The sequence below is a fragment of the Luteimonas aestuarii genome (assembly GCF_004357985.1).
GTDB classification, from domain to species: domain Bacteria; phylum Pseudomonadota; class Gammaproteobacteria; order Xanthomonadales; family Xanthomonadaceae; genus Luteimonas; species Luteimonas aestuarii.
This window is the reverse complement of the sequence record NZ_SMTF01000011.1, coordinates 52,096-76,610: the sequence shown is the minus strand read 5'-3', so window position 1 is coordinate 76,610 and position 24,515 is coordinate 52,096. Positions and strand designations below refer to the sequence as shown.

General features: G+C 68.0%; 20 protein-coding genes. 7 read left to right on the top strand and 13 right to left on the bottom strand.

Annotated elements, in window-relative coordinates:
• Positions 1–3 precede the first annotated feature (3 nt).
• Together E2F46_RS12710 and E2F46_RS12705 are read left to right on the top strand one after the other, a co-directional pair.
• Positions 4–1,023 carry an N-acetylmuramoyl-L-alanine amidase gene (locus tag E2F46_RS12710; RefSeq protein WP_133322701.1) on the top strand — a complete coding sequence of 340 codons (1,020 nt, stop codon included), beginning with the start codon at positions 4–6 and terminating at the stop codon, positions 1,021–1,023.
• Positions 1,020–2,087: an acyltransferase family protein gene (locus tag E2F46_RS12705; protein ID WP_133322626.1), complete on the top strand. Its 1,068-nt coding sequence runs from the start codon at positions 1,020–1,022 to the stop codon at positions 2,085–2,087. The genes E2F46_RS12710 and E2F46_RS12705 overlap by 4 nt, the downstream gene beginning before the upstream one ends.
• A 52-nt stretch (positions 2,088–2,139) precedes the next feature.
• Here the strand turns inward: E2F46_RS12705 and E2F46_RS12700 are convergent, their stop codons facing one another.
• From E2F46_RS12700 to E2F46_RS12690, 3 genes are all read right to left on the bottom strand, one after another.
• On the bottom strand, positions 2,140–3,882 hold the full coding sequence (locus tag E2F46_RS12700) for a hypothetical protein (protein ID WP_133322623.1): 1,743 nt from the start codon (positions 3,880–3,882) through the stop codon (positions 2,140–2,142).
• Between the two features lie 221 nt (positions 3,883–4,103).
• Positions 4,104–5,006 (bottom strand): alpha/beta hydrolase family protein, encoded by a 903-nt coding sequence (locus E2F46_RS12695; protein ID WP_133322621.1) that lies wholly within the window; start codon positions 5,004–5,006, stop codon positions 4,104–4,106.
• Between the two features lie 39 nt (positions 5,007–5,045).
• Positions 5,046–6,266 (bottom strand): multifunctional CCA addition/repair protein, encoded by a 1,221-nt coding sequence (locus tag E2F46_RS12690; RefSeq protein ID WP_133322619.1) that lies wholly within the window; start codon positions 6,264–6,266, stop codon positions 5,046–5,048.
• A 184-nt stretch (positions 6,267–6,450) separates the two neighbouring features.
• On the opposite strand from E2F46_RS12690, the gene E2F46_RS12685 reads away from it, so the two are divergent.
• Positions 6,451–7,662: a CNNM domain-containing protein gene (locus E2F46_RS12685; protein WP_133322617.1), complete on the top strand. Its 1,212-nt coding sequence runs from the start codon at positions 6,451–6,453 to the stop codon at positions 7,660–7,662.
• A gap of 655 nt (positions 7,663–8,317) precedes the next feature.
• Here the strand turns inward: E2F46_RS12685 and E2F46_RS12675 are convergent.
• Positions 8,318–10,216: a lytic transglycosylase domain-containing protein gene (locus E2F46_RS12675; protein ID WP_341777563.1), complete on the bottom strand. Its 1,899-nt coding sequence runs from the start codon at positions 10,214–10,216 to the stop codon at positions 8,318–8,320.
• Between the two features lie 190 nt (positions 10,217–10,406).
• Between E2F46_RS12675 and E2F46_RS12670 the strand changes: the two genes are divergently transcribed.
• Positions 10,407–11,198: a sulfite exporter TauE/SafE family protein gene (locus E2F46_RS12670; protein ID WP_133322611.1), complete on the top strand. Its 792-nt coding sequence runs from the start codon at positions 10,407–10,409 to the stop codon at positions 11,196–11,198.
• Positions 11,199–11,773: 575 nt separating this feature from the next.
• On the opposite strand, the gene E2F46_RS12665 is transcribed toward E2F46_RS12670, so the two are convergent.
• From E2F46_RS12665 to E2F46_RS12650, 4 genes are all read right to left on the bottom strand, one after another.
• Entirely contained in the window at positions 11,774–12,469 is a 696-nt protein-coding gene (locus E2F46_RS12665; protein WP_133322609.1) for a class I SAM-dependent methyltransferase, read from the bottom strand.
• A 95-nt stretch (positions 12,470–12,564) separates the two neighbouring features.
• Positions 12,565–12,843, bottom strand: coding sequence for a hypothetical protein (locus E2F46_RS12660; protein WP_133322607.1), 279 nt, complete (start codon positions 12,841–12,843; stop codon positions 12,565–12,567).
• A 156-nt stretch (positions 12,844–12,999) separates the two neighbouring features.
• The gene (locus E2F46_RS12655; RefSeq protein WP_133322606.1) at positions 13,000–13,920 is read right to left on the bottom strand and encodes a hypothetical protein; all 921 of its coding nucleotides are present in this window, start codon (positions 13,918–13,920) and stop codon (positions 13,000–13,002) included.
• Positions 13,921–14,171: 251 nt separating this feature from the next.
• Positions 14,172–15,038 (bottom strand): DUF2608 domain-containing protein, encoded by an 867-nt coding sequence (locus tag E2F46_RS12650; protein ID WP_165967465.1) that lies wholly within the window; start codon positions 15,036–15,038, stop codon positions 14,172–14,174.
• A 136-nt stretch (positions 15,039–15,174) separates the two neighbouring features.
• Between E2F46_RS12650 and E2F46_RS12645 the strand changes: the two genes are divergently transcribed.
• Positions 15,175–15,840, top strand: a complete 666-nt coding sequence (locus E2F46_RS12645) for a YceH family protein (RefSeq protein ID WP_133322604.1) — start codon at positions 15,175–15,177, stop codon at positions 15,838–15,840.
• A 22-nt stretch (positions 15,841–15,862) separates the two neighbouring features.
• On the opposite strand, the gene E2F46_RS12640 is transcribed toward E2F46_RS12645, so the two are convergent.
• Both E2F46_RS12640 and E2F46_RS12635 read right to left on the bottom strand, forming a co-directional pair.
• The gene (locus tag E2F46_RS12640; protein ID WP_133322603.1) at positions 15,863–16,054 is read right to left on the bottom strand and encodes a hypothetical protein; all 192 of its coding nucleotides are present in this window, start codon (positions 16,052–16,054) and stop codon (positions 15,863–15,865) included.
• Positions 16,055–16,147: 93 nt separating this feature from the next.
• Positions 16,148–18,136 (bottom strand): UvrD-helicase domain-containing protein, encoded by a 1,989-nt coding sequence (locus E2F46_RS12635; protein ID WP_133322602.1) that lies wholly within the window; start codon positions 18,134–18,136, stop codon positions 16,148–16,150.
• 212 nt (positions 18,137–18,348) lie between these two features.
• Here E2F46_RS12635 and E2F46_RS12630 point away from each other — a divergent pair, with 212 nt between their 5' ends.
• Both E2F46_RS12630 and E2F46_RS12625 read left to right on the top strand, forming a co-directional pair.
• Positions 18,349–19,077: an SEL1-like repeat protein gene (locus E2F46_RS12630; protein ID WP_133322601.1), complete on the top strand. Its 729-nt coding sequence runs from the start codon at positions 18,349–18,351 to the stop codon at positions 19,075–19,077.
• Between the two features lie 125 nt (positions 19,078–19,202).
• The gene (locus E2F46_RS12625; protein WP_133322600.1) at positions 19,203–19,823 is read left to right on the top strand and encodes a thymidine kinase; all 621 of its coding nucleotides are present in this window, start codon (positions 19,203–19,205) and stop codon (positions 19,821–19,823) included.
• Between the two features lie 81 nt (positions 19,824–19,904).
• Here E2F46_RS12625 and E2F46_RS12620 read toward each other — a convergent pair whose 3' ends face one another.
• The 3 genes from E2F46_RS12620 to mutM all read right to left on the bottom strand — a co-directional run bounded on the left by E2F46_RS12620 (position 19,905) and on the right by mutM (position 24,403).
• Complete coding sequence (locus tag E2F46_RS12620; RefSeq protein WP_133322599.1) at positions 19,905–22,724, bottom strand: protein kinase domain-containing protein; 2,820 nt, start codon at positions 22,722–22,724, stop codon at positions 19,905–19,907.
• Positions 22,725–22,945: 221 nt separating this feature from the next.
• Positions 22,946–23,509, bottom strand: coding sequence for an ECF-type sigma factor (locus E2F46_RS12615; RefSeq protein WP_133322597.1), 564 nt, complete (start codon positions 23,507–23,509; stop codon positions 22,946–22,948).
• A gap of 66 nt (positions 23,510–23,575) precedes the next feature.
• On the bottom strand, positions 23,576–24,403 hold the full coding sequence (gene mutM, locus E2F46_RS12610; RefSeq protein WP_133322595.1) for a bifunctional DNA-formamidopyrimidine glycosylase/DNA-(apurinic or apyrimidinic site) lyase: 828 nt from the start codon (positions 24,401–24,403) through the stop codon (positions 23,576–23,578).
• Between the last annotated feature and the right edge of the window lie 112 nt (positions 24,404–24,515).

The following is a 24,515-nucleotide window of genomic DNA, read 5'->3' as shown; positions in this document are numbered from 1 at the left end:
TCGATGCGCCTGCGTGCCGTGGTTGCACGTGGCGTCGCCGTGGTGCTCGCATCGGTGCTGCTGGCGGCGTGCAGCCACGGCGTCGCGCCATCGCCCCAACCAGCGCCATCGCCACTGGTCGGGCGCACGATCTGCCTCGACCCCGGCCATGGCGGCACCGCGGACACCGACCACTATCGCCAGGGCCCGACCGGCGAGCGCGAGGAATGGATCAACCTGCGCGTTGCGCAACAGTTGCAAGCCTTGCTGGAACAGGCGGGCGCGACCGTGGTGATGACGCGCGACGCGGACGTGTTCGTGCCGCTGGCGGACCGCGCACGCATCGCGCGCGAGGCCGGCGCCGAACTGTTCCTGTCCATCCACCACAACGCGACGGCCGACCCGCAGGTCAACTTCCCCATCGTGTACTTCCACGGCAACGCCAGCGAGAACCGCGCCGGCGTGGCGCTGGGCCAGGCCATCGTGTCGGCGTTTCGCGACGCCGGGTTTCCCGTGCCGGACGCGCCGGCCAGCGTGGTGTCCGACCACACCGTCTTCGCCGGCGCGGGCGCCGCCGTGCTGCGCGAGGGCTACGGCATTCCCGGCGTGCTGGCCGAAGCCTCGTTCTTCACCCATCCCGACGAGGAGCAGCGGCTGAAGACCGTCGCGCACAACCGTCGTGAAGCCGAGGCCTACTTCGCCGCGCTGGAAGCGGTGTTCGCGCAACCGCTGCCGCCGGTACTGCCCAAAGGTTCGATCGCGCCGCCGATCCCGCCCTTCCGCGGCCTGCAGGAAGCCGAACGCATGGGCGCCGCCGCACGTCGCTGGCAATCGGCGCACGCCGAAGCGCTGGCACTGGCGGACAGTGACCCCGTGCGCGCACTGGCGTTGTTCACCGAATCGGCGCGCGCGTTCCCCGATTCGCCGCTGGCCGGCGATGCGCACGCGCGGCGTGCCGAACTGCTCGCGCGCCTGGGGCGGACGGACGAAGCCGCGCAGGAATCGGCCCGCGCCCGTGAACACTATCCCGCCGCCACGCCATGACGCCGGCCCGCCACGCCTCCGTCGATGCGCTGCGCGGCATCACCGTTGCGGCGATGCTGCTGGTCAACAACCCCGGCGACTGGGGCCACGTGTACGCACCGCTGCTGCATGCGGACTGGCACGGCTGCACGCCGACCGACCTGATCTTCCCGTTCTTCCTGTTCGTGGTGGGCGTGTCGATCGCGCTGGGCATCGTGCCGCGCGCGGAGGCGGGCGGCGACGTGGCACGACTGCAGCGCGGCATCGTGGTGCGCGCGCTGAAGATCATCGCCATCGGCCTGCTGCTGCACGCGCTGGCCATGTGGCTGCTCGACCGCCCGGTGTTCCGGGTGATGGGCGTGCTGCAGCGGATCGGCCTGTGCTTCCTGGTGGCGGCCACGCTGGCGCTGCACGTCAAGCCGCGCGTGCAGTGGCTGCTGGTGTGCATCCTGCTGCTCGGCTACTGGGCGCTGCTGGCGGCCGGCGGCAGCTACGCGCCCGGCGTGAACCTTGCCGACCGCTTCGACACCGCCGTGCTGGGGCCGTTGCAGTACCGCTTCGATCCGGTCACCGGACTGGGGCAGGAGCCCGAAGGCCTGCTCAGTACCTTGCCCGCCATCGCCACCACGCTGCTGGGCGTGCGCGCCGGTGCCTGGCTGCGCGCCGGCAACCTGCGCGCGATGGTCGTCGCCGCACTGGCGTGGCTGCTGCTCGGCGGCTTGTGGTCGCTGTGGATGCCGCTCAACAAGCCGCTGTGGACGTCGTCCTACGTGCTGTGGACGGCGGGTTTCGCGCTGCTGGCGCTGGCCGCCATGCACGTGCTGGTCGACAGGCGCGGCTGGCCCGCCATCGGCCGCAGCTTCGGCGTGAACGCCATCACCGCATATGCCGGTGCCGCCGCACTGGTCTACGTGCTGCTGGCGACGGGCGCCTGGGGCGCGATCTACCAGGGCGCGTTCGTCGGATGGATGACGCCGCTGTTCGGACCGTACCTGCCATCGCTGGCGATTGCGGTGGCGTATGTCGCGCTGTGGTGGATCGTCGTGCGCTGGATGGATCGGCGCGGGTGGCACGTCAAAGTTTGATGGTGGCTAACGCCTACTAACAGGCCTCGCTGCTGTAACCTGTAGAAGCCGGTTATGCCCCTATGCTTTCGATGAGCATATGGCGGATGGTCCGATTCTCCAACTTGGAAACGATGGGGCTACTGTCATCTACATTGTCGTGAACATGCATGCCCTCATTGTAGATGAGGCCAAGCAGGTAGATGGTGTCATCAACGTCGACACCATTTTCAACGGCAAAATCCAACTTGTTCTTCGTCTTCAACGTATCGAGAAAGGCAGATTTTTGAGCTTGGCCATGGATTGAGTCATGGACAATCTTCTCAATTCGGACGCGCACGAAACAGCATACTGCGAAGGGATCATAGTTATCCGATTCTTCAACGTACTTAGTCCACTCGGCTTCTGTGTGCGCGTGGAATGCGACCGAATCCCCCCAAGATTCCCTCAGCCCGAGGGCTTGAAACTGCGCCTTAACGTTGACCGGTGATGGATCATAGTGCAGATAGTGCCGGCCGACTTCGTTTTTAATGGATGGATCTTCCCGTCTTGCGATAAGGGCGCGAAAGTACTTATTTATGGCCGGCTTGGACTTCTTTAGAAAATAGATCTTCTGGTTAGAGAATGTGAAGTTTCTAAAATAGTAAGGATTCAGGTGCGTAAGAATTAAAGGGTACATGCTCCTTTGTTTTTCACGGACCTTCTTGATGAGTCTGGTGATGTAGTACTGGACAGCCACGAGATTCGCGTCATCTAGGTAATCAAACACTTCATCAATGACGAGAATTACGTCGCGCGTCGAGATAGATCGCTCAATTTTCCTCAACTCCGCTGCAAAGCACAGAGAGTCGCGCTGACCATTTGATATGTGCAAGGCCGGCGGAAACGAGACAACGAGACTTCCCTTGCGCTCAACAGGCTTGACCTTCTTCCATGTAGCACCGAACGCCTTGATGATGTCCTCAAAGCTCTCCTTTTCGTTAATGTAGGAAAGATACTTGCACGCGTCCTTGAACGCTTTCTTGTCCCCAAGGTAAGTCAGCACTACCTGCAGGCCCGACAGCAAAGCATCGATGCGGGTCTGCCCGGGCTCGGAAAACAAGGCTAGGAGATCCGCCAGCGCCTTGATGGCGTTGATTGCTTCGAGGCGTAGCGCGAGGTCGCCGTCAGCCCATGCGCGTATGTCGTTGCCGGTTCCGGCTTGCGCCCGAAGCAATGCAGTTATTTCTTCGATTTCACGTTGGACGCGGACACCCGCCGCTTTGTCCATCAAGCCGTAGAGATCGACCAGGCCATCGGCGAGAGCCGAGTTCCCGAGAGTCTTGTCGAGATTCCGAAAGGACTTGCCGGCTGACCCAAAACGAGCGCGCATCTCCGTCACGTCATAGGCATGCTGCGCCTTTGGGGGAATGGTCTGGACCAGCACCAAATCGCTGATCTCCAGCGATGCCGTTGCGGTCGTGAAATTGCCCATATTGCGCTTAGTGGCCTTCGCCCGAAGCCGACTGGTGACCACATGAACCTCAAAGGCTTCGGCGATTGCATTGTTGTTGCCGTCTGCAACGAGGGTGGAAATTCCCCCGTCCTGCCTGATCGTGAGAGTGAGTTTTGGGTCGAGCGATTCATCTCCAAGGTGGTACTGCTCCTTCGGGAGCTCCATCCGTTTGGTTTTGAGCGCGGCAAACGCAGCGGCAAGCGAGCTTTTGCCGAACCCATTTGGCGCGACAAGCAGAGACGGTTTGTTAGGAATTATGTCGAGTGAAAACGTACAAGTCCTGAGGCCTCGAACGTTCTCAATGGCTATAGATTTGATCATCGCGCCCCCCTGCTAGCGTCATAAGCGCCGGGCCGGATTATCGCGCATCAGGCCGAAATTTCATTCGGGAAATAGCTGGTTCGCTTAGGAAAACTGAGGTCAGAGTCGACTTTCTGTCGAGAATTTACTCGCGGATTTCAACGAGAGGTCGAACCTGATCCAGGTTTCAGAAGGAGGTGTCCGCGAACTGTCCCCGCGACTAGCAGGACCGGCAGAAGGCGCTAGTCCAACTCGCCGGTAGCGATTCCGCGGCCGGCACCGCCAAGAAACTCCAGCAGGTGAGAGCCAGTCTCGGTATGCAGGCTGTGGTCTGCGGCGGGATAGACCACGAGGCCGATGTTGCGCTTTCCCGCGGCGTGCGCTGCGCGCAGGACGTCCTGCGCGGAAGCGACGGGGTTGCTGAGGTCGCGTTCGCCGAAGCCGATCAACACCGGGATGTCCAGAGCCAGGAAATCCCGCAACGGGTCACGGTCGAATGTTTCGGCCCAGTATCGGTGCGGATGTCCCATCCACATCGTGTCGAGGCTGTCCGGATCGTTGGCAATCGCTCGCCATGCGTCCTCCACCGCATCCGGCCCGATGATCGATCCCAGGATGTCGCGCATGCCCCAGCCGCCCCTGCCGATGACCAGCAGGTGGGTCACGTCGGTGCGTGACCGGGCAACGCGCGCGGCGACTTCGCCGCCTTCGGAGCCACCGACGAGCACGACGTTTTTCCATCGGGCAGGCTGGTCGCCCAGCTGCCTGGTGATGAAGGCCATGTAATCCGCCCACCAGCGATGGGGCAGGTTGTGTGCATTGAAGTCGCGCGTGCAATGCTCGCTGCTGCCCTTGCCGTCCTCGCCCAAGCGGACGTGCCGCTTGTTGAGTGAAACGTAGCGGGCGTCGATGGCCATTCCGCGTGCCAATGTCGACAGCCAATCGACACCGAGGTCCGTGCAGCCGGAGCCGCCGTAGGTGAACACGATGGTGTCGATGGTATCGGGATCGCCAACGATGATCTCGTGGAAGTCGGACGCGTGGCCGTCGTCGAACAGGAATGTTCCCGGCGTGGCGACAGGCTCGGCATGTGCGAGTGGAATCGATAGCAGCAGTGCGATCAGGGCGTGTTTGAGGCGGGTCATCCTTGTCTCCTTTCCTGGTCCGGATTGAGTAACACTTGGTCAGTGTCGTGCTTGGCCGATGGCCGCAATCCGCGCCTTCCGCAATGCCTCACCCACCTGCGTCCCACTCAACCCTTTAGTGGCGATGTCGCGCGCATTGACCGCCAGCGCCGCGGCATGCGCACGGCGCAGGGCGTCGCTCTGGGGGTAGGCGGCCTCCTCGCTACCGAGGCGGCCGCGCTTGTCGGCTTCGCACACGGTCGCCAGCCGGTCGATGCGCTCGGGCTTGCGGAAGGCGTCGCAGCGCAGCAGCAGGTCGTGCACGGTGCTGTCGCGCAGTGCGTCGAAGCGGTGCACGTTGAGGTGTTCGCGGCAGGCGATGAGGGCCAGGTCGCGGTGTTCCAGTGGCACCTTCAGGCGTTCGCACAGGGCCTTCAGCGGGGTCAGCCCGGCGTGCTCGTGGCCGACGTGCTTTGGTAGTGCATCCTTCGGCGTCAGCGCCTTGCCCAGGTCGTGGGTGAGTGCGGCGAAGCCGACCACGGTGTCGCCGGGCGCCAGCCGCGCGGCCATGTCGCTCACCAGTTCCTGGTGGAGGCCGGTATCGACTTCCGGGTGGTACTCGGCACGCTGAGGCACGCCGTACAGCGCATCCACTTCCGGCAGCACCGCCTGCAGCGCGCCCGCGTCGCGCAGCGTGCGCAGGAAGGCGGAAGGCCGGGCGGTGGCCAGCGCCTTGCCCAGTTCCTGCCACACGCGCTCGGGCACCAGCGTGTCCAGTTCGCCGCTGCGCGCCATCTCGCGCATCAGCGCCATCGTCTCCGGTGCCACCGTGAACCCCAGCGATGCGAAGCGCGCCATGAACCGCGCGGCACGCAGCACGCGGAGCGGGTCCTCGACGAAGGCCGGGCCCACGTGGCGCAACACCCGCGCCTCGATGTCGCGCGCGCCGCCGAACGGATCGACCAGGTGGCCGTCGGCATCCTGCGCAATCGCGTTGAGGGTGAAGTCGCGGCGTTCGAGGTCCTGTTCCAGCGTGACCGACGGGTCGGCATGCACCACGAAGCCGCGATAGCCGCGGCCGGACTTGCGTTCGGTGCGCGCCAGTGCGTGTTCCTCGCCCGTCACCGGATGCAGGAATACCGGGAAATCGCGGCCCACCGGGCGGAAGCCGGCGGCCAGCATCGCTTCCGGCGTTTCGCCCACCACCACCCAGTCGCGGTCGCCGGGCGGCAGGCCCAGCAACCGGTCGCGCACCGCGCCGCCGACGAGATAGGTGTCCATGCGGGGATGATGCCTGATGCGCGCCCCATGGACGCAGCCGAAACCCGCGCACATGCCGCATTGTGGCAACCGCCGTTGGCGCGACACAGGCGTGTCGGGCGTCGAGTGCGCGCTGCCGGGGCGCGGCGGCGCGCGTGGCCGTGCTGTCTCGGGTGCCCGGCGCGGGACGCCTATACTGCGCGCCATGGAACCCCGAAGTCCGCGCGTAACCGGTCGTCGCGCAGCCGTCCTGCTGGCGTTGGCGGCCCTGCCATGCGCAGCGGCCCTGGCCGCGGCCAGCCCCGCCTCCGCCGACACCGTGGCACCGTCGGGGACGTCCACCGACGCGGTGCTGATGGTGGTCTACCTGGGCGCGGCGATCGTGCTGTCGTTCCTGTGTTCGATCGCCGAATCGGCGCTGCTGAGCATGACGCCGTCGTACATCGCCGGCCTGAAGCAGACGCGTCCGCGCCTGGGTGAACGCTTGCAGCGCCTGCGCCTGGACAACATCGACCAGTCGCTGGCGGCCATCCTCACGCTCAATACCATCGCCCACACCGCGGGCGCGGTGGGCGCGGGGGCGAAGGCGACGGTGGTGTTCGGCAGCGCGTGGATGGGCGTGTTCTCGGCGGTGGCCACGCTGCTGATCCTGTTCCTGTCGGAGATCGTGCCCAAGACCATCGGCGCGCTGCACTGGCGACGGCTGGCGGCCCCCACCGCGCTGTTCGTGCGGACCATGATCGTGGCGCTGTACCCGCTGATCTGGGTGTCGGAACAGCTGACGCGCCTGCTGTCGCGCGGCCACACCGCCGAGGCCTTCAATCGCGAGGAGTTTTTGGCGATGGCGGGCATGGGCGAGGCCAGCGGCGGCATCGACCCGCGCGAGTCGCGCATCCTGCGCAACCTGTTCGGCATGAGCACGCTGCGCACCTGGGACGTGATGACGCCGCGCCCGGTGATCTCCGCGCTGTCCGGCGACACCACCGTGGTGGACGCGCTGAACAACCGCAAGGCCGCGCCGTTCAGCCGCATCCCCGTGTACTCGCAGGACATCGACGACGTGGCCGGCTTCGTGCTGCGCGACGAACTGCGGCAGGCCGACGCGCGCGGTGAGGGTGGCCGCTCCATCGCCGGGCTGGCGCGTCCCATCCTCACCGTCGCCGACAGCATGCCGCTGACCGGCTTGCTGGAGTTCCTGCTGCAGAAGCGCCAGCACATCGCGCTGGTGGTCGGCGAGTATGGCGACACCGTCGGCCTGGTGACGCTGGAAGACGTGGTGGAAACCCTGCTGGGCGACGAGATCGTCGACGAGCGCGACCGCGTCAGCGACATGCAGCGCCTGGCCCGCAAGCGCTGGGAAGAACGCGCCGCCGCGCACGGCATCAAGTGGGATGTCGACGAGGGGCGTCAGGAGTAGGGCAGCGGCTCAGGACGGTTGTGTCCAGGGAAGCTCCGGGCAACGCGTGTTCGACCGTCATCCCCGCGAAGGCGGGGACCCACGGACGTCAAGGTATCGAAACGCAACGTCTTCGGATCCCCGCCTTCGCACTGCTGTCCGGAACAAATCCAATGGCGCGGGTCTGACGCCTCGATCCGCGCCATCTCCGCTTCGCCGCCCCTCACCCCATCCCCCGCTCCGCGCCCCGGCCCGTGCCAGCGGCACGGGCGCTCCTGCGCACGCGCGCCAATGGCGCGCAAACCTTGCGCAGTCGCCCCGGAGGGAGAGGGGCCTTTCTTCACTTCTCCCTCCGGGGTGAAGGGGGCTGCTTGCGCGCCATTGGCTCGCGCCCCCGAACGCCCTGCGCGCTGCGCAGGGCCGCGGCGCGGCGCGAGGTGCCCGTAGGGCGGATGAGGGCCGGCGACGTGGGACGGCTCCAATGGCGATGTCGCTGCCGTGCCGAAAATCGAATCCCGGACTGCCGGGTTTCGCAATTTGTCCTGGATCCATCGCGGCATCTTGCACCGTCACAAAGGCACCCCGGACAACGGTGCGCCGACGCGGGGATGACGGCGCTTGTCCACAGGCGCCATGGCACTCTCCCCGCGCGGGTGACGCCTCGATCAGCGTTGCCCTAAGCCGCTGGACACACAAATCGCTTGCGCGATGAACCCTCGATGCCGCGCATGCGGTCGGTCACCGGCACCGCCTCGCCGAACATCCGCCAGTCGTACAGCACGCTGAAGGCGAGGATGCGCGCCACGTATTCGCGGGTCTCGCGGTAGCTGATGGTCTCGATCCACAGGTCCGGGTCCATCGCCGGGCGCTGCGACAGCCAGCGCGAGGTGGGCGTGGGGCCGGCGTTGTACGCGGCGATGGCGATGTACGGATGGCCGTACATGTCTTCCTTCTCGCGCAGGTAGGCGGTGCCGAGGATGATGCTGGTCTCGGGGTCGTACAGGCTGTTCGGCCCGCCCCAGGGCAGGCCGAGGCGGCGCGCGACCGCGGCACCCGTGTTGGGCATCACCTGCATCAGGCCGCGCGCGTCGGCGGGCGAACGCGCGCGGGGATTGAACGTGCTTTCGGCGCGGATCTCCGCGGCCACCCAGGCCGGGTCGATGCCGTTCTTCTTCGCCTCGCGCTGGATGATGTCGGCGTGGTGGATCGGGAAGCGCAGTGTGTACAGCCGCAGCTCGTCGGGGCCGCGCAGGTTGAACACCGCGCGGTCGAACCACTGGTGGTCCTGCGCCACCTCGACGGCGATGCGGCGCTGCGCGTCGTCGAAGCGCGACAGCGCTTCGTCCCATTCGCGCTGCGCCCAGCCGGGGCGGTCCGCGCTGTACAGCGCCATCGCGCGCTGGATCGCCGGGTCGTTCGCCACGGTGGCCTTCTGCGTGGCGTTCCAGTCCGGCATCCACGGGCACAGCGCGTAGGGCTGGCCGAGGCGATCGGCCGCGAGGAAGCCGTGGAAGTCCGGCTGCCGGGCCGCGCGTTCGAACAAGGGCTGCGCGGCGGCCTTGTCGCCGGTCAGTTCCAGCATGCGCGCCTCGAACCAGGTCCAGCGCGAGGAGTTGCGCTGCGTCGCGCCCATCCTGCGGATCGCCGCCAGCGCCGCGCGCCAGTCGGAGCGTGCGATCGCCTCGCGCGCACGCCACTCGTGCAGGCGTTCGTCGTAGGACACGTCCGGCACGCGGTTGAGCAGCCGCGCCGAATCCGGCAGGTACGACGCCACCGTCCACAGCGCCGCCTGGTGCAGCACGCGACCTCGCTCTTCCTCGTTGAAGCCGAGTGCATCGGCGAAGCGCGGCAGGCGCGCCTCGCCGTCCAGCGGATTGTCCTTGGCGAACTTCGCCAGCCCGTGCGATGCCACCAGGCGACTGCGCGCGGTCTTCGGCCACGACAGCGCGCGCTCGTGCGGCGCATCCATGAAGGCGGCGTAGTCGTTGGCCAACGCCTGCTGGTCGGACGGCAGGCCGCGCGCGGCGGCACGCATGACCGCCGGTTGCCATTCCGCTGCCGCCAGCTCCAGGCGCTCCCAGCGCAGTTCGGGCGTCAGCCCGCCGCGTTCGGCCAGGGCCGCGAACGGCGCATCGCAGTCGTTCGGCAGCGAGTTGCCGCTGCTGCGCCAGATGGCCTGCACGTCGCGCGTCCATTGCGCATCGGTGGCGCCGGTGCGCTGGCGCGCTTCCAGCTCCAGGCAGCGCAGCGCGACCGAACGGATCGACGGCGACCACGCCGCGCGGATGCCCGCCCAGTCCTGCCGCTTCTGCAGCGCACGCAACCACGACTCGCGGAACACATCGGCCACCGGCTTGCCATCGTGCCGCGTGAGGAACGCCTGCGCCTGCGATGCCGGCAGCGCATCGATGTTGCGACGAAGCGCCACGAACTCCACCCATGCCTGCGCGGGATGGCCCTGCAACTGCGTGGGCTGGCCGCGCTCGGCGGCCTCCATCGCGACGCGGAACTGCGCGTGCGCATCGGCCTGCGCCAACGCCATGCCGGGCAGGCACAGCGTGGCAGCGAGTAACATGGACGGGATGTGTTTGTGCATCGCCGGACTATACCCAAGCCCCCATGAATCCTGATTCAGACTGCGGCCCGTTCGGTGCCGGTGTGGAAGCCGTCATGCCCGCGACGGCGGGCACCCATGGACGTCGCCCCTTGGCCGGAAAGCATTCCCGCGCAAGCTTCACGCACATTGCAGTGCAAGGACGCTTCGCATGATCGAAGGCTTCTGGCTGTTCCCCCTGCTCGGCATCCTTGCCGGCCTGCTCGCCGGCCTGCTGGGCATCGGCGGCGGACTGGTGCTGGTGGCCGCGCTGCTGTGGATCCTGCCACGGCACGGCGTGTCGCCCGATGCCGCGATGCACGCCGCACTGGCCACGTCGATGGCCAGCATCATCCTGACCGGCGCGTCGTCGGCGCGCTCGCACCACGTGCGCGGCAGCGTGCTGTGGCCCACGGTGAAGTGGATGGTGCCCGGGGTGCTGCTGGGCGCATGGCTGGGCAGCCTGTTCGCGATGTGGCTCGACGGCGACATCCTCAAGTGGGTGGTGGCGATCTATTGCTGGCTGGTGGCCGCGCAGATGGCGTTTGGCCGCGTGCGTGCCGGCGTGGGCGACGATCCGGTCCCGACCGGCTGGCCGGTCAGCACCGTGGGCGGCGGCATTGGCGCGGTGTCGGCGGTGGTGGGCATCGGTGGCGGCAGCATGACCGTGCCGTACCTCGTGTGGCGCGGCGTGCAGCCGGTGCGCGCGGTGGGCACGTCGTCGGCCTGCGGCGTGTTCATCGCCATCGCCGCGGCGGCGGGTTATGCCTTCAATGCCCCCGAGGGTGCACTGCCTTCGCATGCGGTGGGTTACGTGTACATACCGGCGGCGCTGGGCGTGGCGGTGGCGTCGGTGCTTGCCGCGCCCTACGGCACCCGCATCGCGCATGCGGTCAGCGGACCGACGCTCCGGCGGATCTTCGCGGTGTTCATGGTGATCGTGGGCATCACGATGGTGGCGTGAGGCATTCGCCTCGCACGAGTTGATCTGCGTTGAAATTCCGGATGCCGTCATCCCGTCGAATGCCGGGCCCCACAGCCTTTGGTTTCTTCTGACCCAGTCGGGATCGAGCGCATTCCGCCCGCAAGCGGGCGGGTAACTTTCTCTTGCTGGCCCACTGCAGGCGCAGGAGCGCGCCTGCGAACGGCGAAGCCGGCCCCGGAGGGGCGAGCGCCATGGATGGCGCCAGTAAGGAAGGTCATTGAAGAGAAGGCCCTTTCCCCGACAGAGCTGACGATTGTGCGGGGAGTGCGTCGGGATTTCCGACTCGCCACAGAACAGTTCTTTCGGCCAGTTGATCTTTTCGCGCGTGGCGACGCGTTCATCCGCCTCGCGGCGGAAGTGAGCATCTGGCGCGGCTCGGTCGGAAAACGCGGCACTTTGTCTGCTTCGCAGCCAAAGGCCGGCCCGCGCCAGCGGCGCGAGCGTTCGTCGGTGCGCGAGCCAATGGCTCGCAAGCGCACCTCCCTACCCATGTGCGGCGCCCTACGGGTCTGGAGAGTGCTGTCGCGAGTGAGGGCAGATTCTTTGAAGCCGGATCAGACACGCGCCGCATACCACCCATGGATCAACCCCGCCTGGAAAAACTGCACGGGCGCATCGAAGCCGCCCGACTGGATGATCGACGCGACCTCGGCCGACGGCAGCACGCCCACGTCGCGCCGGTAGGCCTCGCGCATGCGCTGCAGGGCTTCGGGCGTGAGGTCGGCGGCGGCCATCGTGCGGAACCACGCTTCCAGCAGGCTTTGCTGCGATGGCGACGACAGCTCCGACGCCAGGTCCGAACTCGCCAGCAGCGCGCCGGGGCGCAGCCGTTCGGCGATGGCGCGGAAATACCCGATGCGTTCGTCGCGATCGAGCAGGAACTGCGATACGAGGAAGCTGGTTGCCGCGTCGAACGGTTCGCCCGCGGGCAGGGTGTCGAGGTAACCCTGGTGGAACGTGCAGCGATCCGAGAAGCCGTGTGCCGTCGCGCGCTGTCGGCAGGCGTCCAGCATGCCCGCCGAAGGTTCGACGGCGGTGAACGTCCAGCCCGGGAAGCGCCCGGCCAGCACCTGTATCTCGGCGCCGGTGCCGGCACCCACGCACAGCACGCGCGCACTGGCCGGCAGTCCGGCGAAGATCGCGCCCACCAGCAGCAGCTTGCATTCGCGCAACGCGGACAGCTTCGCCCACTGCTGGTCGTAGGTGGCGGACTGCTGGTCGAACGTGGATGCGATCTGTTCGCGATCCATCAGCGGTCCGCCTGCGTCGCGGACCGTCCGCAATGCAGGTGCCGGGGCGCTGCATCAACGAACGTGCGGCAGGGCATGGCTTCCATTCGGAACAACTACCTGAGCAGCCGTGCGACGCACTGGCCGAAGGCCGCGCTCTCGTCGGAACGATCGACCTGCGTGCCGTCGGACACCGACAGTTCGCCGGAGAGCGTGGCTGCCTGGGCGGTGGTATCGACGCTGCCGGTGATCTCGAATGTGTAGATCTTGCCTTGCGGCAGCAGCATGGCGCATTGCTCGAAGGTGGCAGGGGCCGGCTGGGATGCAACCGACGTGGCAGCTGCGGCAGCGAGGATTGCGATGGCTGCGATCGAGGTGACGAGCAAGGTACGCATGGGGCCTCCTGATAAATGGGCTTGCGAAGCACGGTGGCATTGGCGGGACGCCGGCCCCCGGAGCGATGACGCCAGGTGCCGGTGGCGTGTGGCGGCACTGCATGGGCGGCGCAGCGTCCCCGCGATGGTTGCCGACCGTTTCCTTCCGATCAAGTGCTACCGCGATCCGGATGGCGCGGTATCGCTTGTGTCCGGTTCCGGTCGGGCATCGGGGCCAGCCGCCACGGCGGCTTCCGCATTCGCCACGAAGTCGCTGACGTACCAGCGCCCGTCGCGCCGCTCCACATCCACTACCACGTCGATCGGCTGGTCGGCGAGCGTGTACTGCAGGCGCACGTTCGCGGTATCGCCGGTCTGCGATTGCAGGGTGACGTCCATGGTGGCGATGTCGGCATCCAGGTCCAGCCCGTAGAGCGCCATCGCCTGCTTGCCGGCGGTCACCACGGGACGGAGGCGTTGCAACGCCGCGTCGATGCCGGCGGCAGCGAAGTCTTCGGCGCTGTCCAGCCGCGCCTGCCGCGCGGCCACGGTGAGCAGGGTGATGGCCTGCGCGGCACGCTTGCGATCGTGCAGTGGCGCTTCGGCCGCCCAGGCGCTGAGCGCGGCGACGACCTGCGAGAGGTGCTCGCGTTCGGTGTCGCTGTATTCGCCGTGCTGCTGGATGAACTGCACCGCGAACAGGCCGAGCGCCGTCGCGGCCTGGCGCAACTCGCCGGCGGCGTTGGCGAACTGGCGGTCGAACGTGCCCTGCAGCGACGTTTCGGCGTCGTCGACGGTCAATGCGGCCAAGGCCCGCGGATGGGTGTCCGACAGCGGCAGTTCGTCCAGCGGCCAGCGGGTGCGCCCTTCGCGCCAGGCGGTGTCGAGCCGGGCATGCAGCCCGGGCGGAACCGCATCGGTCGCGAAGGCGGCAAGGTCGCCGGAGACAAGGTGGGCGTTGAGCTCGCGCACGGCCTCGACCGGAGTGGCGCCCCCCGGCTGGAAGCGGTCCTGGCCCGGGCGGTCGCCCCAGCCGCAGGCGGCCAGCGGTACCAACAGGCTGGCCAGCAGGAAGGCGGCGACGGTGGATCGTGCCATGCAGGTAGTCCCGGTGTGTCCCCTGGCCCGCATCTTGGCGGGCGGATGCGGCACGGGCAACCGCGGCGGGCCGGTTCCGGGCACCGGTGCCAAAAAAAACGGGAAACCGATGGTTTCCCGCTGAATCCGGCAAAGCCGGAGGACTTGTGTTGTGGCCGACGCAGGTTAGCGCGGCGTGAAATCTAATGCAACACCTGAATTATTCAACTTCAAGTCATTGATTTATATGGTCGATGATGGCTGCGGCCGGATCAATAGAAACATTGCCCCGCTTCCATCCGCTGCAGGCGCTCCGGGAACACCGCCTGCAGCCACGCCCGGGTGGCGGCCCAGCCCTCGGCGCCCTCGCTGGCGGCGTCGGCGTCCACGGTCTTGTCGATCCGGGTGTACCAGAGTCCGTGGTAATCGATGCCGGCACGGGCCAGCGCCGCCTGCATGTTGTCGATGTTGCGCTTGCCGTCGTCCACCAGCACCACGCGGTCGTAATCCAGTCCGAGCAGCCGGAACAGGGACAGCAGGGTTTCGCCCTTGTCCTGCCCCGACAGCATCATCACGCCGTCCTGGTAGGTGAGGGTGGTCGGGTCGGCATGCGGCCGCAGGCGGAAATCGAAGCTGACGCCGTTGGGCGTGGGACCGAGCATGCGCGGCAGCGCGTAGCCAGCGGCCTGCAGCTCGCGGATGGTGCCGCCACGGTAGCCGGGGTTGCGGGCAGTCTGCATCAACGTGTCCACCTGCAGGCTGTTGATGAGGTCGCGCCCTGCCGCGCCTTCGGTCGCGACCTGGGTGCCGGCTTCGTAGTTCAGCGCGATCACGTCGAACTTGCAGGGCACGTGGCCGGGGTCGCCGGGCGAAAGCGACTTCTGCCACTCGTACCAGCGGTCGCTGCCGAAGAACACCTTCGAGGTGAGCAGGGTGTCGTCGATGTCCAGCACCAGCAGCGTGCGTCGCACATCGCCCTGGGCGAGCACGTCCGGGATCGCCGACAGGGCCTTGATCTCGGTGACCTGCGATTCGGCTGCCTGGCGTGCCGGCTGCGCGGCCGACGGCGTCGTGGGCAATTGTGCACAGGCGGCGAGGGCGAGGATCAGCGGGAGGGCGAGGAAACGACGTAGGGCCATGGGCGTTGCACCGTCTGGTCGGAGGGTTGACTGCGACAGTGTGCCACGGGGGGGTTGCACGCCTTGGTGTCCGCGCCGGTGCGGGTAGCCTGCCTCGGTTACCCTGACCAGCGGTGACATGACATGCGATGGGACCATGGACGAAACAGCCACCACACTGCCGTTGACACCTGCCGAAGCCCGCGTGCTGGGTTGCCTGGTCGAGAAGCAGGCGACCACCCCGGATGCCTACCCGTTGACCGTCAATGCCGCGCATGCGGCGGCCAACCAGAAGACCGCGCGCGAGCCGGTGCTGTCGCTCGATCCCGGCGCCGTCCACCACGCGCTGCGCGCGCTGGAGCGCAAGGGACTGGCGAAGCAGGTGTTCTCGTCGCGCGCCGAGCGCTACGAGCATCGCGCCGACGCCGGCCTGGGCCTGCCGCGCCCGCAGGTGGCGCTGGTGGCCCTGCTGCTGCTGCGCGGCGCGCAGACCGCGCACGAACTGCTGGCCCGCAGCGAACGCCTGCACGCATTCGCCGACATCGACGACGTGCGCCACCACCTGGAACGCCTGATGCAGCGCGTGCCCGCGCTGGTCGCACAGGTACCGCGCGCGTCCAGCCAGCGCGAGGACCGCTATGCGCACCTGCTGTGCGGCGACGTGCCGGTGGCCGTGCCGCCAACCGACCGCCCTGGCGCAGCACAGGCGACGATTGCGCCCGGCGAGCGGCAGGCGCTCGAAGCACGCGTGGCCGCGCTGGAAGCCGAGGTGGCCGAGTTGCGGGCCCACATCGCCCGCCTGCTGGATGGCGATGCCGAATGATGCACGGCATCGCCGCCGGTGCTCAGAACCAGAAGACCAGCGCCAGTGCGAGGGCGGCGTAGATCGCGATGACGGCCCGGAAGTCGCCGACGGATTCGTCGCGGCGCACACGGCGCATGCCCGCCCCGTACTTCGCGATGACCTCGCCGCGGACGGCGGCGAGGCAGGTATAGAGCGCGAGCGCGATGCCGACTGCGACGAAGAGGGGTTTCACGGGGTGTCGGGCTTCCGGGGGATACGCTGCGCGCATGATCGCCCGGATTTGCTTCGCGGTGCGGGAACGCGTGGGCGTCTGTTGTGACTGGCGTCAGTCGTCCAGCAACGCGCGGATGTTGGCGAACCCCACCTGCGCGCGCACCTGCTTGCGTGCGGCATCGGCCACTGGATCGGCACCATCGCGCTGCAGTTCGGCCGCAGGGAGTTCCTCGAAGAAACGGCTGGGCGCGAGTTTCAGCTTCGTGCCCCAGCGTTGGGCCTCCAGCGCGTAAGACAGCCACAGCTGTTCCTTGGCGCGGGTGATGCCCACGTAGAGCAGGCGGCGTTCTTCGTCGAGACGGCCTTCGTCGAGGCTGGCCTCGTGCGGCAGGGTGTTGTCGTCCATGCCGACGATGAAGACGAAACGGAACTCCAGGCCCTTCGCCGCGTGCAGGCTCATCAGCCGCACCTGGTTGCCGGGGTCGCCCTTGTCGGCGTGGCTGAGCAGGGCGAGCTGTGCGGCGAGTTCGCCGGGACCCGCACCGCGTGCGCGATTGTTGCCGGCGCCTTCGAACCAGTCGGCCAGTTCGTCGAGGTTGCCACGGCGGATGCGGAACAGCTCGTCGCTCTTGCACTGTTCGCGCAGCGCGGCCAGCAAGCCGGATTTCTCGTTGAGCTTGCGCACCAGCTCGGTCGGCGGCAGATGGTTGGCGTCGGCGCGCAGGCTGCGCACGATGTCGCTGAAAGCGCCCAGTGCGTTGGCCACGCGCGGCTGCAATTGCTTGAGCAGGCCGATGGACTCCGCCGCGCGCGACAGCGGCAGGTGGGCGTGCCGCGCCAGTTCCGCCAGCTTCGCCAGCGAGGTTTGGCCAACGCCGCGGTTGGGCGACTGCACCGCGCGCAGGAAGGCCGAGTCGTCATCGGGATTGGCGACCAGCCGCAGCCACGACAGTGCATCCTTCACTTCGCCGCGGTCGAGGAAGGCGGTGCCGCCGCTGAGGTGGTAGGGGATGCGCAGCAGCTGCAGCGCCTTCTCCAGCGCGCGCGACTGGTGGTTGCCGCGGAACAGGATGCAGAATTCGCTCCACGGCGCTTCGTGCAGGCTGTGCTGGAACTGGATCTCGGCCGCCACGCGCTCGGCCTCGTGTGCGGCATCGCGGCATTCCCAGACGCGGATGCGTTCGCCGTCGGCGTTCGCGCTCCACAGCGTCTTCGGGTGTTCATGCGGATTGTTGGCGATCAGCGCGTTGGCGGTGCGCAGTACGCGGTTGCTGCAGCGGTAGTTCTGCTCCAGTTTCACCACCGCCAGCGCGGGATAGTCGCGTGCCATCTGCGCCAGGTTTTCGGGGTTGGCGCCGCGCCAGGCGTAGATGCTCTGGTCGTCGTCGCCCACGCAGGTGAAGTTGGCCCTGGGGCCGGCCAGCGCCTTGAGCAGGCGGTATTGCGCATCGTTGGTGTCCTGGCACTCGTCCACCAGCAGGTAGCCGATGCGTTCGCGCCAGGCGGCGATGGCCTCGGCGTCGGTTTCCAGCAGCTGCACCGGCAGGCGGATCAGGTCGTCGAAGTCCACCGCGTTGAACGCGGCCAGGCGCGACTGGTAGCGCGCGTACAGCGAGGCAGCCTCATGCTCGCGCGCACTGCGTGCGGCTTCGGCCGCCTGTTCCGGCGACAGCCCGGCGTTCTTGATGTTCGACACCAGCGATTGCATCGCCTGCACCGCATCGGGCTTGGCGCCGGGCATCAGGTCCTTGAGTTGCGCCAGGGTGTCGTCGCTGTCGAAGATGGAAAAGCCGCGACGCAGGCCGACCTTCTCGTGCTCGACCTGCAGGATGCGCAGGCCCAGCGCATGGAAGGTGCAGAGGGTAAGCCCTTCGGCCGCGTCGCCCTTGATGCGCCTGGCCACGCGCTCGCGCATTTCCTTCGCCGACTTGTTGGTGAAGGTGATCGCGGCGATGCGCCTGGCCGGATAGCGGCCGGACTGGATGAGGTGCGCGATCTTCTCGACGATCACCCGCGTCTTGCCGCTGCCGGCACCGGCAAGCACGAGCATGGGGCCGTCGCAGCGCATCACTGCGGCGCTTTGCTGGGGATTGAGGGACATTGCGGGCTGCGGCGAGTTCCGGCGCGCATTCTAGCGTGGGCGGGTGGCGGGGACAGGCTTGCGACGGTTCGGCCCTCCGCCGCGTCTCTGCTAGTTGCTGCTGGCCTGACTCATCGGTGCAATGACTTCGGTCACCATGACTTCAGGCGCTTCCTGACGCGTGGGTGGCCGCTGTAACGTTCGATCACGATGGAAAACTCCGGGAAGGAATCATGCTGAATCCGCGTTTGCTGTGCCTGGCGGCGTTGCTTGCCGCACTCGCTGGACCCGTGTCCGCCAATGAGTCGGGCAAGCCACCCGGGATCGATCCGGCGGTGCTCACGGAGGGCTTCCTGGCCGCACACCCGGACCTGCGCTGGCGGGGAGAGGGCGTGCGCGCCTACGAGGCTGGAAACCATGAGCTGGCCGCTACTTATTTCCATCGCGCCGCGCGCTACGCGGACAAGGCATCGCAGGCGATGCTGGGCGAGATGTACTGGCGCGGTAACGGTGTGGACCGCGACCGTGTGATGGGGTATGTCTGGATGGACCTCGCCGGCGAGCGCCTGTACCACGACTTCATCGTGATGCGCGAGCGCTACTGGAACGAGATGGACGAGGCCGAGCGTGTCGCCGCCATTGCACGCGGGCAGGACGTCTATGCCGAGTACGGCGACGAGGTGGCCAAGCCCAGACTGGAGGCCGTGCTGCGCAGGGAGCGGCGGCGTACCACCGGCAGCCGTACCGGTTTCGTCGGCAACCTGACGATCATTCCTCACACCGGGCCGATGGCTGGTACCGGGATGACCCTGAGCGGCGAGCAGTATTACGCCAAGGAATACTGGGAGCCTGAGCACTACTGGCAGCTGCAGGACGAGATCTGGCGCGCGCCGGCGCGTGGGCGCGTGGATGCCAGCGAACTGCAGCCCGTGCGCGACCCGCGGCCGGGTGATGATGATTGAGGATTGACGGCTGGCGCTGTCACGGTTGCTGCGTTTCGGCGCTGGCAGGGATCCGGGGCGGTGGCCGCCTTGGCAACGGTGCTTGGCCCCTGCCCGGCGGGACGGGCTTACGTACACTACGCGCCATGGCCAAGCTGTACTTCTACTACTCGGCGATGAACGCCGGGAAGACGACCACGCTGCTGCAGTCGGCGCACAACTACCGCGAGCGCGGCATGCGCGTGCTGATCCTGACGCCGCGCCTCGACCACCGTGCCGGTAGCGGCACGGTGGCATCGCGCATCGGCCTGCGGGCGGAAGGGCTGGCGTTCGATCGCGGGCACGACCTGCAGGCACTGGTGGCGGGGGATATCGCCGCGCACGGCGCATTGCACTGCGTGCTGGTGGACGAGGCGCAATTCCTGACGCGTGCGCAGGCGTGGCAGTTGTCGGACGTGGTGGATGCGCTGCGCATCCCTGTGCTCTGCTACGGGCTGCGCACCGACTTCCGCGGCGAGCTGTTCGAGGGCAGCCAGTACCTGCTGGCCTGGGCGGACGAGATGCAGGAGATCAAGACCATCTGCCACACCGGCAAGAAAGCGACGATGACCGTGCGCGTGGACGATGCCGGGCGTGCGGTCAGCGACGGGCCGCAGGTGGAGATCGGCGGCAACGAGCGCTACGTGTCGGTCAGCCGCGCCGAGTTCAAGCGCATCGCGCGCGGCGAGGGGACCATCGAACCCGTGCAGCCGCCACTGCCGATCTGACGCCCGGTGTGCGACCTGGTGCGCCCGGCCACGGTCCTCGCTTTGCGTGCGCGGTCTCCGCGCGCGCCCGGGGTGACACACCTAGGGTCGCGTGGTGGCGCCGGCGACGCAGCCGGCGCGTAGCGCGCGGATCTGTCGGGCAACCGAGCCGCCTTCGGGCATTTCCGCCAGCAGGGTGGCGTCGAGCGCCTGCAGCGTGGCCAGCGCCACCTGTCGTTCATTCCCGTCGCAGCGCGCTTGCGCGGCGTAGGCGCGCGCCAGCCAGATGGTCTTGCGCAGTTCCTGGTCGTCCTCGGGAAGGGCGCCGATGCGGTCGAGCTGGGAGCGGGCGACGATGTCGCCACGCGAGGCGGAGAACGCGGCCAGCGATACCTGCGCGCGGTAGGCGTGCGAGTGGCGTGCGCCGTAGCCCTCCCTGGTGATGGCCACGGCCTCCTGCAGGGCGTTGCGCGCGCCATCGGTGTCGCCGAGCGCTGCATCCACTTCGCCCCGCAGGCGCAAGGTATCGCCCACCAGTCCATGGCGTGGGCCGAAGGCCTCGCGGCGTATGCGCAGTACTTCCTCCAGCATCAGTCGCGCTTCCCGCGCGCGCCCGGCGTCGTGCAACACCATCGCCTGGTTGAACAGCACGGAAGCGAACATCGTCGGCCGGTTCGCATCGCGCCAGCTGGCGACGGCCTGCGACAAGTAGCCCAGGGCGGCATCCAGCTCGCCACGCTCCCAGGCCACGATGCCGAGGCTGTTGTAGTTGCGGGCGACGTCGGGGTTGTTCGTGCCGAGTCGCGCCACCAGCCAGGCCAGCGTGTCCCGGAATTCGGCCTCGGCTTCGGCATAGCGTCCCTGGTCGACATGGATCGCGGCCAGTTGCCGGCGCGCATCGATGGTGGCGTGGTGCTGCGGGCCGTGGACGTCCATCGCCAGTGCCAGCGCCTGCGCGCAGTCGCGCTCCGCGCCACGGATGTCGCTTTGCTCGCGCTGCAGCGCGCACAGGTTGCGAAGCAGCTCGATGCCCAGCGGATGGCGTTCGCCGACGCTGCTGCGCAGCAGTGACAGGGCCGCGCGCGTCTCGTCGAGCGCGCGCACGCTGTCGCCCGTCGCGCTGTGCAGGCCGGCCAGGTCGGCGAGGTTCTCGACGATGCCGACGTCGCTGCGCAGCGGGTCGCGGCGCAGGGCAAGCGAGCGCAGGAACAGCACGCGTGCCGCCTCGATGTCGCCTGCATCGCGTTGGCAACGGCCGAGTTGCGAGTAGAAATCCGACGACAGCACGGGCAGCCGGCGATCGGTGCGCATGGCCAGCGGCAACAGCGGCGCCATCGTCGTGACGCAGTCGGATTGCCCGCCCATCAGTCGCATCGTCCGGCCCATGTCCGCGGCCGCCTGCAGCCGCAGGCTGTCGGGTGCGCCATCGACGGTCTCCATGATCAGGGCCTGTTGCTGCAGCAACTCCAGTGCTTCTTCGTAGTCGCCCAGCCCGAGGCGCAGCCGTGCGATCAAGCCGAACAGCTCCGCGCGCACGAGCGGTTGCTGCGACAACTCGCGCTCGCCGCGCTGCACGCCTGCGGCCAGCAGTTGGCGGACGTCCAGCGGTGCCGTCCCCGGCGCATTGCCTGCGTTCTCGAACAGCGCCACCACGAAGCTCTGCATCGCCTGCGCGCGTGCGTTTTCGCCGATCGCCTGGCGCGCCTGCCAGGCGACGACGCCGATCGCCGCCAGCAGCACCGCGGTGACGATGCCTCCGGTCGCCAGCGCCCAGCGGTGCCGTCGCACGTACTTGCGCAGGCGGTACGCAACGCTTTGCGGACGCGCATGCACGGGCTTGCCGTCGAGGTGGCGCTGGAGGTCCAGTGCCAGGGCCTCCACCGAGGGGTAGCGCTGCTCGGGGGTCTTCGACAGCGCCTTGAGCACGATGTTGTCGAGGTCGCCGGACACGTCGTGCATCCGGCGGCGCAATGCCGGCGGGTTGTCGGCCACTTCCAGTCCGCGCTGCAGCATCTGCGAGGGGCGCAAGGGATCGACGTTGACGATCGCCTCTTCCCACTGCGCATCGCTGGGGTGCTTGAGCTGGTAGGGCTTCTGGTCGGCCAGCAGTTCGTACAGCACCACGCCCAGCGAGTACACGTCGGTCATGGTGGTGACCGGTTCGCCGCGGATCTGTTCCGGCGCGGCATAGTGCAGGGTGAAGGTGCGCAGGCCGGTGCGCGTATTGTCCGGCGACTCGGCCGTGTCGAGCAGCTTGGCGATGCCGAAATCCAGCAGTCTTACTTCGTCCAGTGGCGTGACCAGGATGTTCGACGGCTTCAGGTCGCGATGGACGATGAGGTTGGTGTGGGCGTGGCTCACCGCGTCGCAGACCTGCAGGAACAGGCGCACGCGGGTTTCGGTGTCGGGCTGCCGCGCGCGGCACCAGTCGGTGATCGGCTCGCCTTCGACGAATTCCAGCGCGAGGTACGGCTGCTGGTCGCTGCTGATGCCCGCGTCCAGCAGGCGCGCGATATGCGGATGCTCCAGCCGCGCCAGGATCTGCCGTTCGCGGGTGAAACGCAGGCGCAGGCTGGGGTCGGCGATGCCGGGCCGCAGCAGCTTCAGTGCGACCCGGCGCTGGTAGAGGCCGTCGGCGCGACGCGCCAGCCAGACCTGCCCCATGCCGCCTTCGCCGAGCAGCCGGTCCAGCTCATAGGGACCAATGGTGGTGCCGTGCACGATGCCGGCATTGGGCGGCATCAGCGGCTCGGACAGCATGTCGTCGCCCATCGCCTCCAGCGCCAGCAGCTCCTCCAGGTCCTCGGCCAGCCGCGGGTCTTCCTCCCGCATCGACGCCAGGCTGCGCGCGCGCTCGGCATCGTCCAGCTCGAGCAGGGCGTCGATCAGCGGGGACAATCGTTGCCAGCGTTCCGTGTCCATAAAACTAGAGTGTCGCGCACAGCGCGATGATCACTCCCCCTCTCCCGCCCGCGGGAGAGGGCAGGGGGGGAGGGCACGCAGGTCGCGGCCGCATCAGGCGTCGTCCCGGACCACCGCCACTCCCGCTTCCACAAGCATTCACAGGGGAAGCCTGGATCCAAGGAAGCGTGGCCGGGCAATGCGTGCGACGCGTCATCCGTTGCCGCCCGTTGCCCGCAGGCTCAGGAATCCTTCAACGCCGCCAGCAGGAACATGCGCGCCTTCTGCCAGTCGCGGCGGATGCTGCGCTCGGAGCGGTCCATCAGGGTGGCGATCTCGGCTTCCGACAGGCCGGCGAAATAGCGCAGTTCCACCACATGGGCGAGGCGCTCGTCCACGCCGGCCAGCCGCGTCAGGGCGGTATCGAGCGCCAGCATGTCTTCGTCCAGGCGCAGCCCGCCTTCGAGGTCCTGCGGCAGGTCGGTGACGCGGTGCAGGTCGCCGCCGCGCTTCTGCGCCAGGCGCTGCCGGGCGTAGTCCACCACCACGCTGCGCATCGCCGAGGCGGCATAGGCGAAGAAGTGGGCGCGGTCGTCGAACTTGATCTCGCGGCGGCCGACCAGTTTCAGGTAAGCCTCGTGCACCAGGGCGGTGGCATCCAGCGTGTGGCCCAGCTGTCCGGACAGCTGCCGGCGGGCCATCGAATGCAGTTCCTGGTACAGCGTGGCCAGCACCTGGTCGAGCGCGCCCCGGTCGCCGCCGCGCGCGGCATCCAGCCAGAGTGTGATGTCGGCGGAATCAGCCATCCAGGTCCCCTCGATGCAGCAGCGACTATACCGTGAAGCACGGTTCTTCACGCGCACCCATCCGCCTTACCGCTGGCAGTGGCCGCACCACACGGTGGCCCGCTGGGCCAGCCAGGCTTCCTTCAACGGCCTTGCGCAGCGTGGGCAGGGTTCGCCGCCGCGGCCATAGGCGGCCAGCTCCTGCTCGAAGTAGCCCGGTGCGCCATCGGGCGCCAGGAAGTCGCGCAGGGTGGTGCCGCCGCGCTGGATGGCGTGGGCCAGGATGCGCTTGACCTCGCGGGCCAGCCGCGCATAGCGCTCGCGCGAAACCTTGCCTGCCGCGCGCAGCGGGGAGATGCCGGCGGCGAACAGCGCCTCGGCGGCATAGATGTTGCCCACGCCCACCACGATCCGCTGGTCCATCAGGAACGCCTTGACCGGCGTGCTGCGACCGCGGCTGCGGGAGAACAACTGGTCGCCGTCGAAATCCTCCGACAGCGGTTCCGGGCCAAGGCCGCGCAGCAACGCATGCACCTCGCCCGGTGCTTGCCACAGCAGGCAGCCGAAGCGGCGCGGATCGTTGAAGCGCAGCGCCTGGCCCGGGCCGGGCCCGTTGCCTTCGAGCACGATGTCGACGTGGTCGTGGCCGCGCACTGGCGTGGCGGCGGGCACGACCCGCAGGCTGCCGGACATGCCCAGGTGCAGCAGGGCGCTGCCGGCGGCGGTGTCCAGCAGCAGGTACTTCGCGCGCCGGCGCACGCCGTCGATGCGCTGGCCCGGCAGCAGCCGCGTCACCTCGTCCGGGATCGGCCAGCGCAGGTTTGCGCGGCGCAGGGTGACGGCCATCACGCGGCGGCCCGCCACGTGGGGGGCGATCCCGCGACGGGTGGTCTCGACTTCGGGGAGCTCCGGCATGGTGCCAGCGTGGGGCCGGGCCGTGCCACGTGCAAGATGTTGATTGCACACATGAACAGGAATCGCCATACGCCCGCGAAGGGATGGCATTCGGTCGGACAGGGCCCCATCA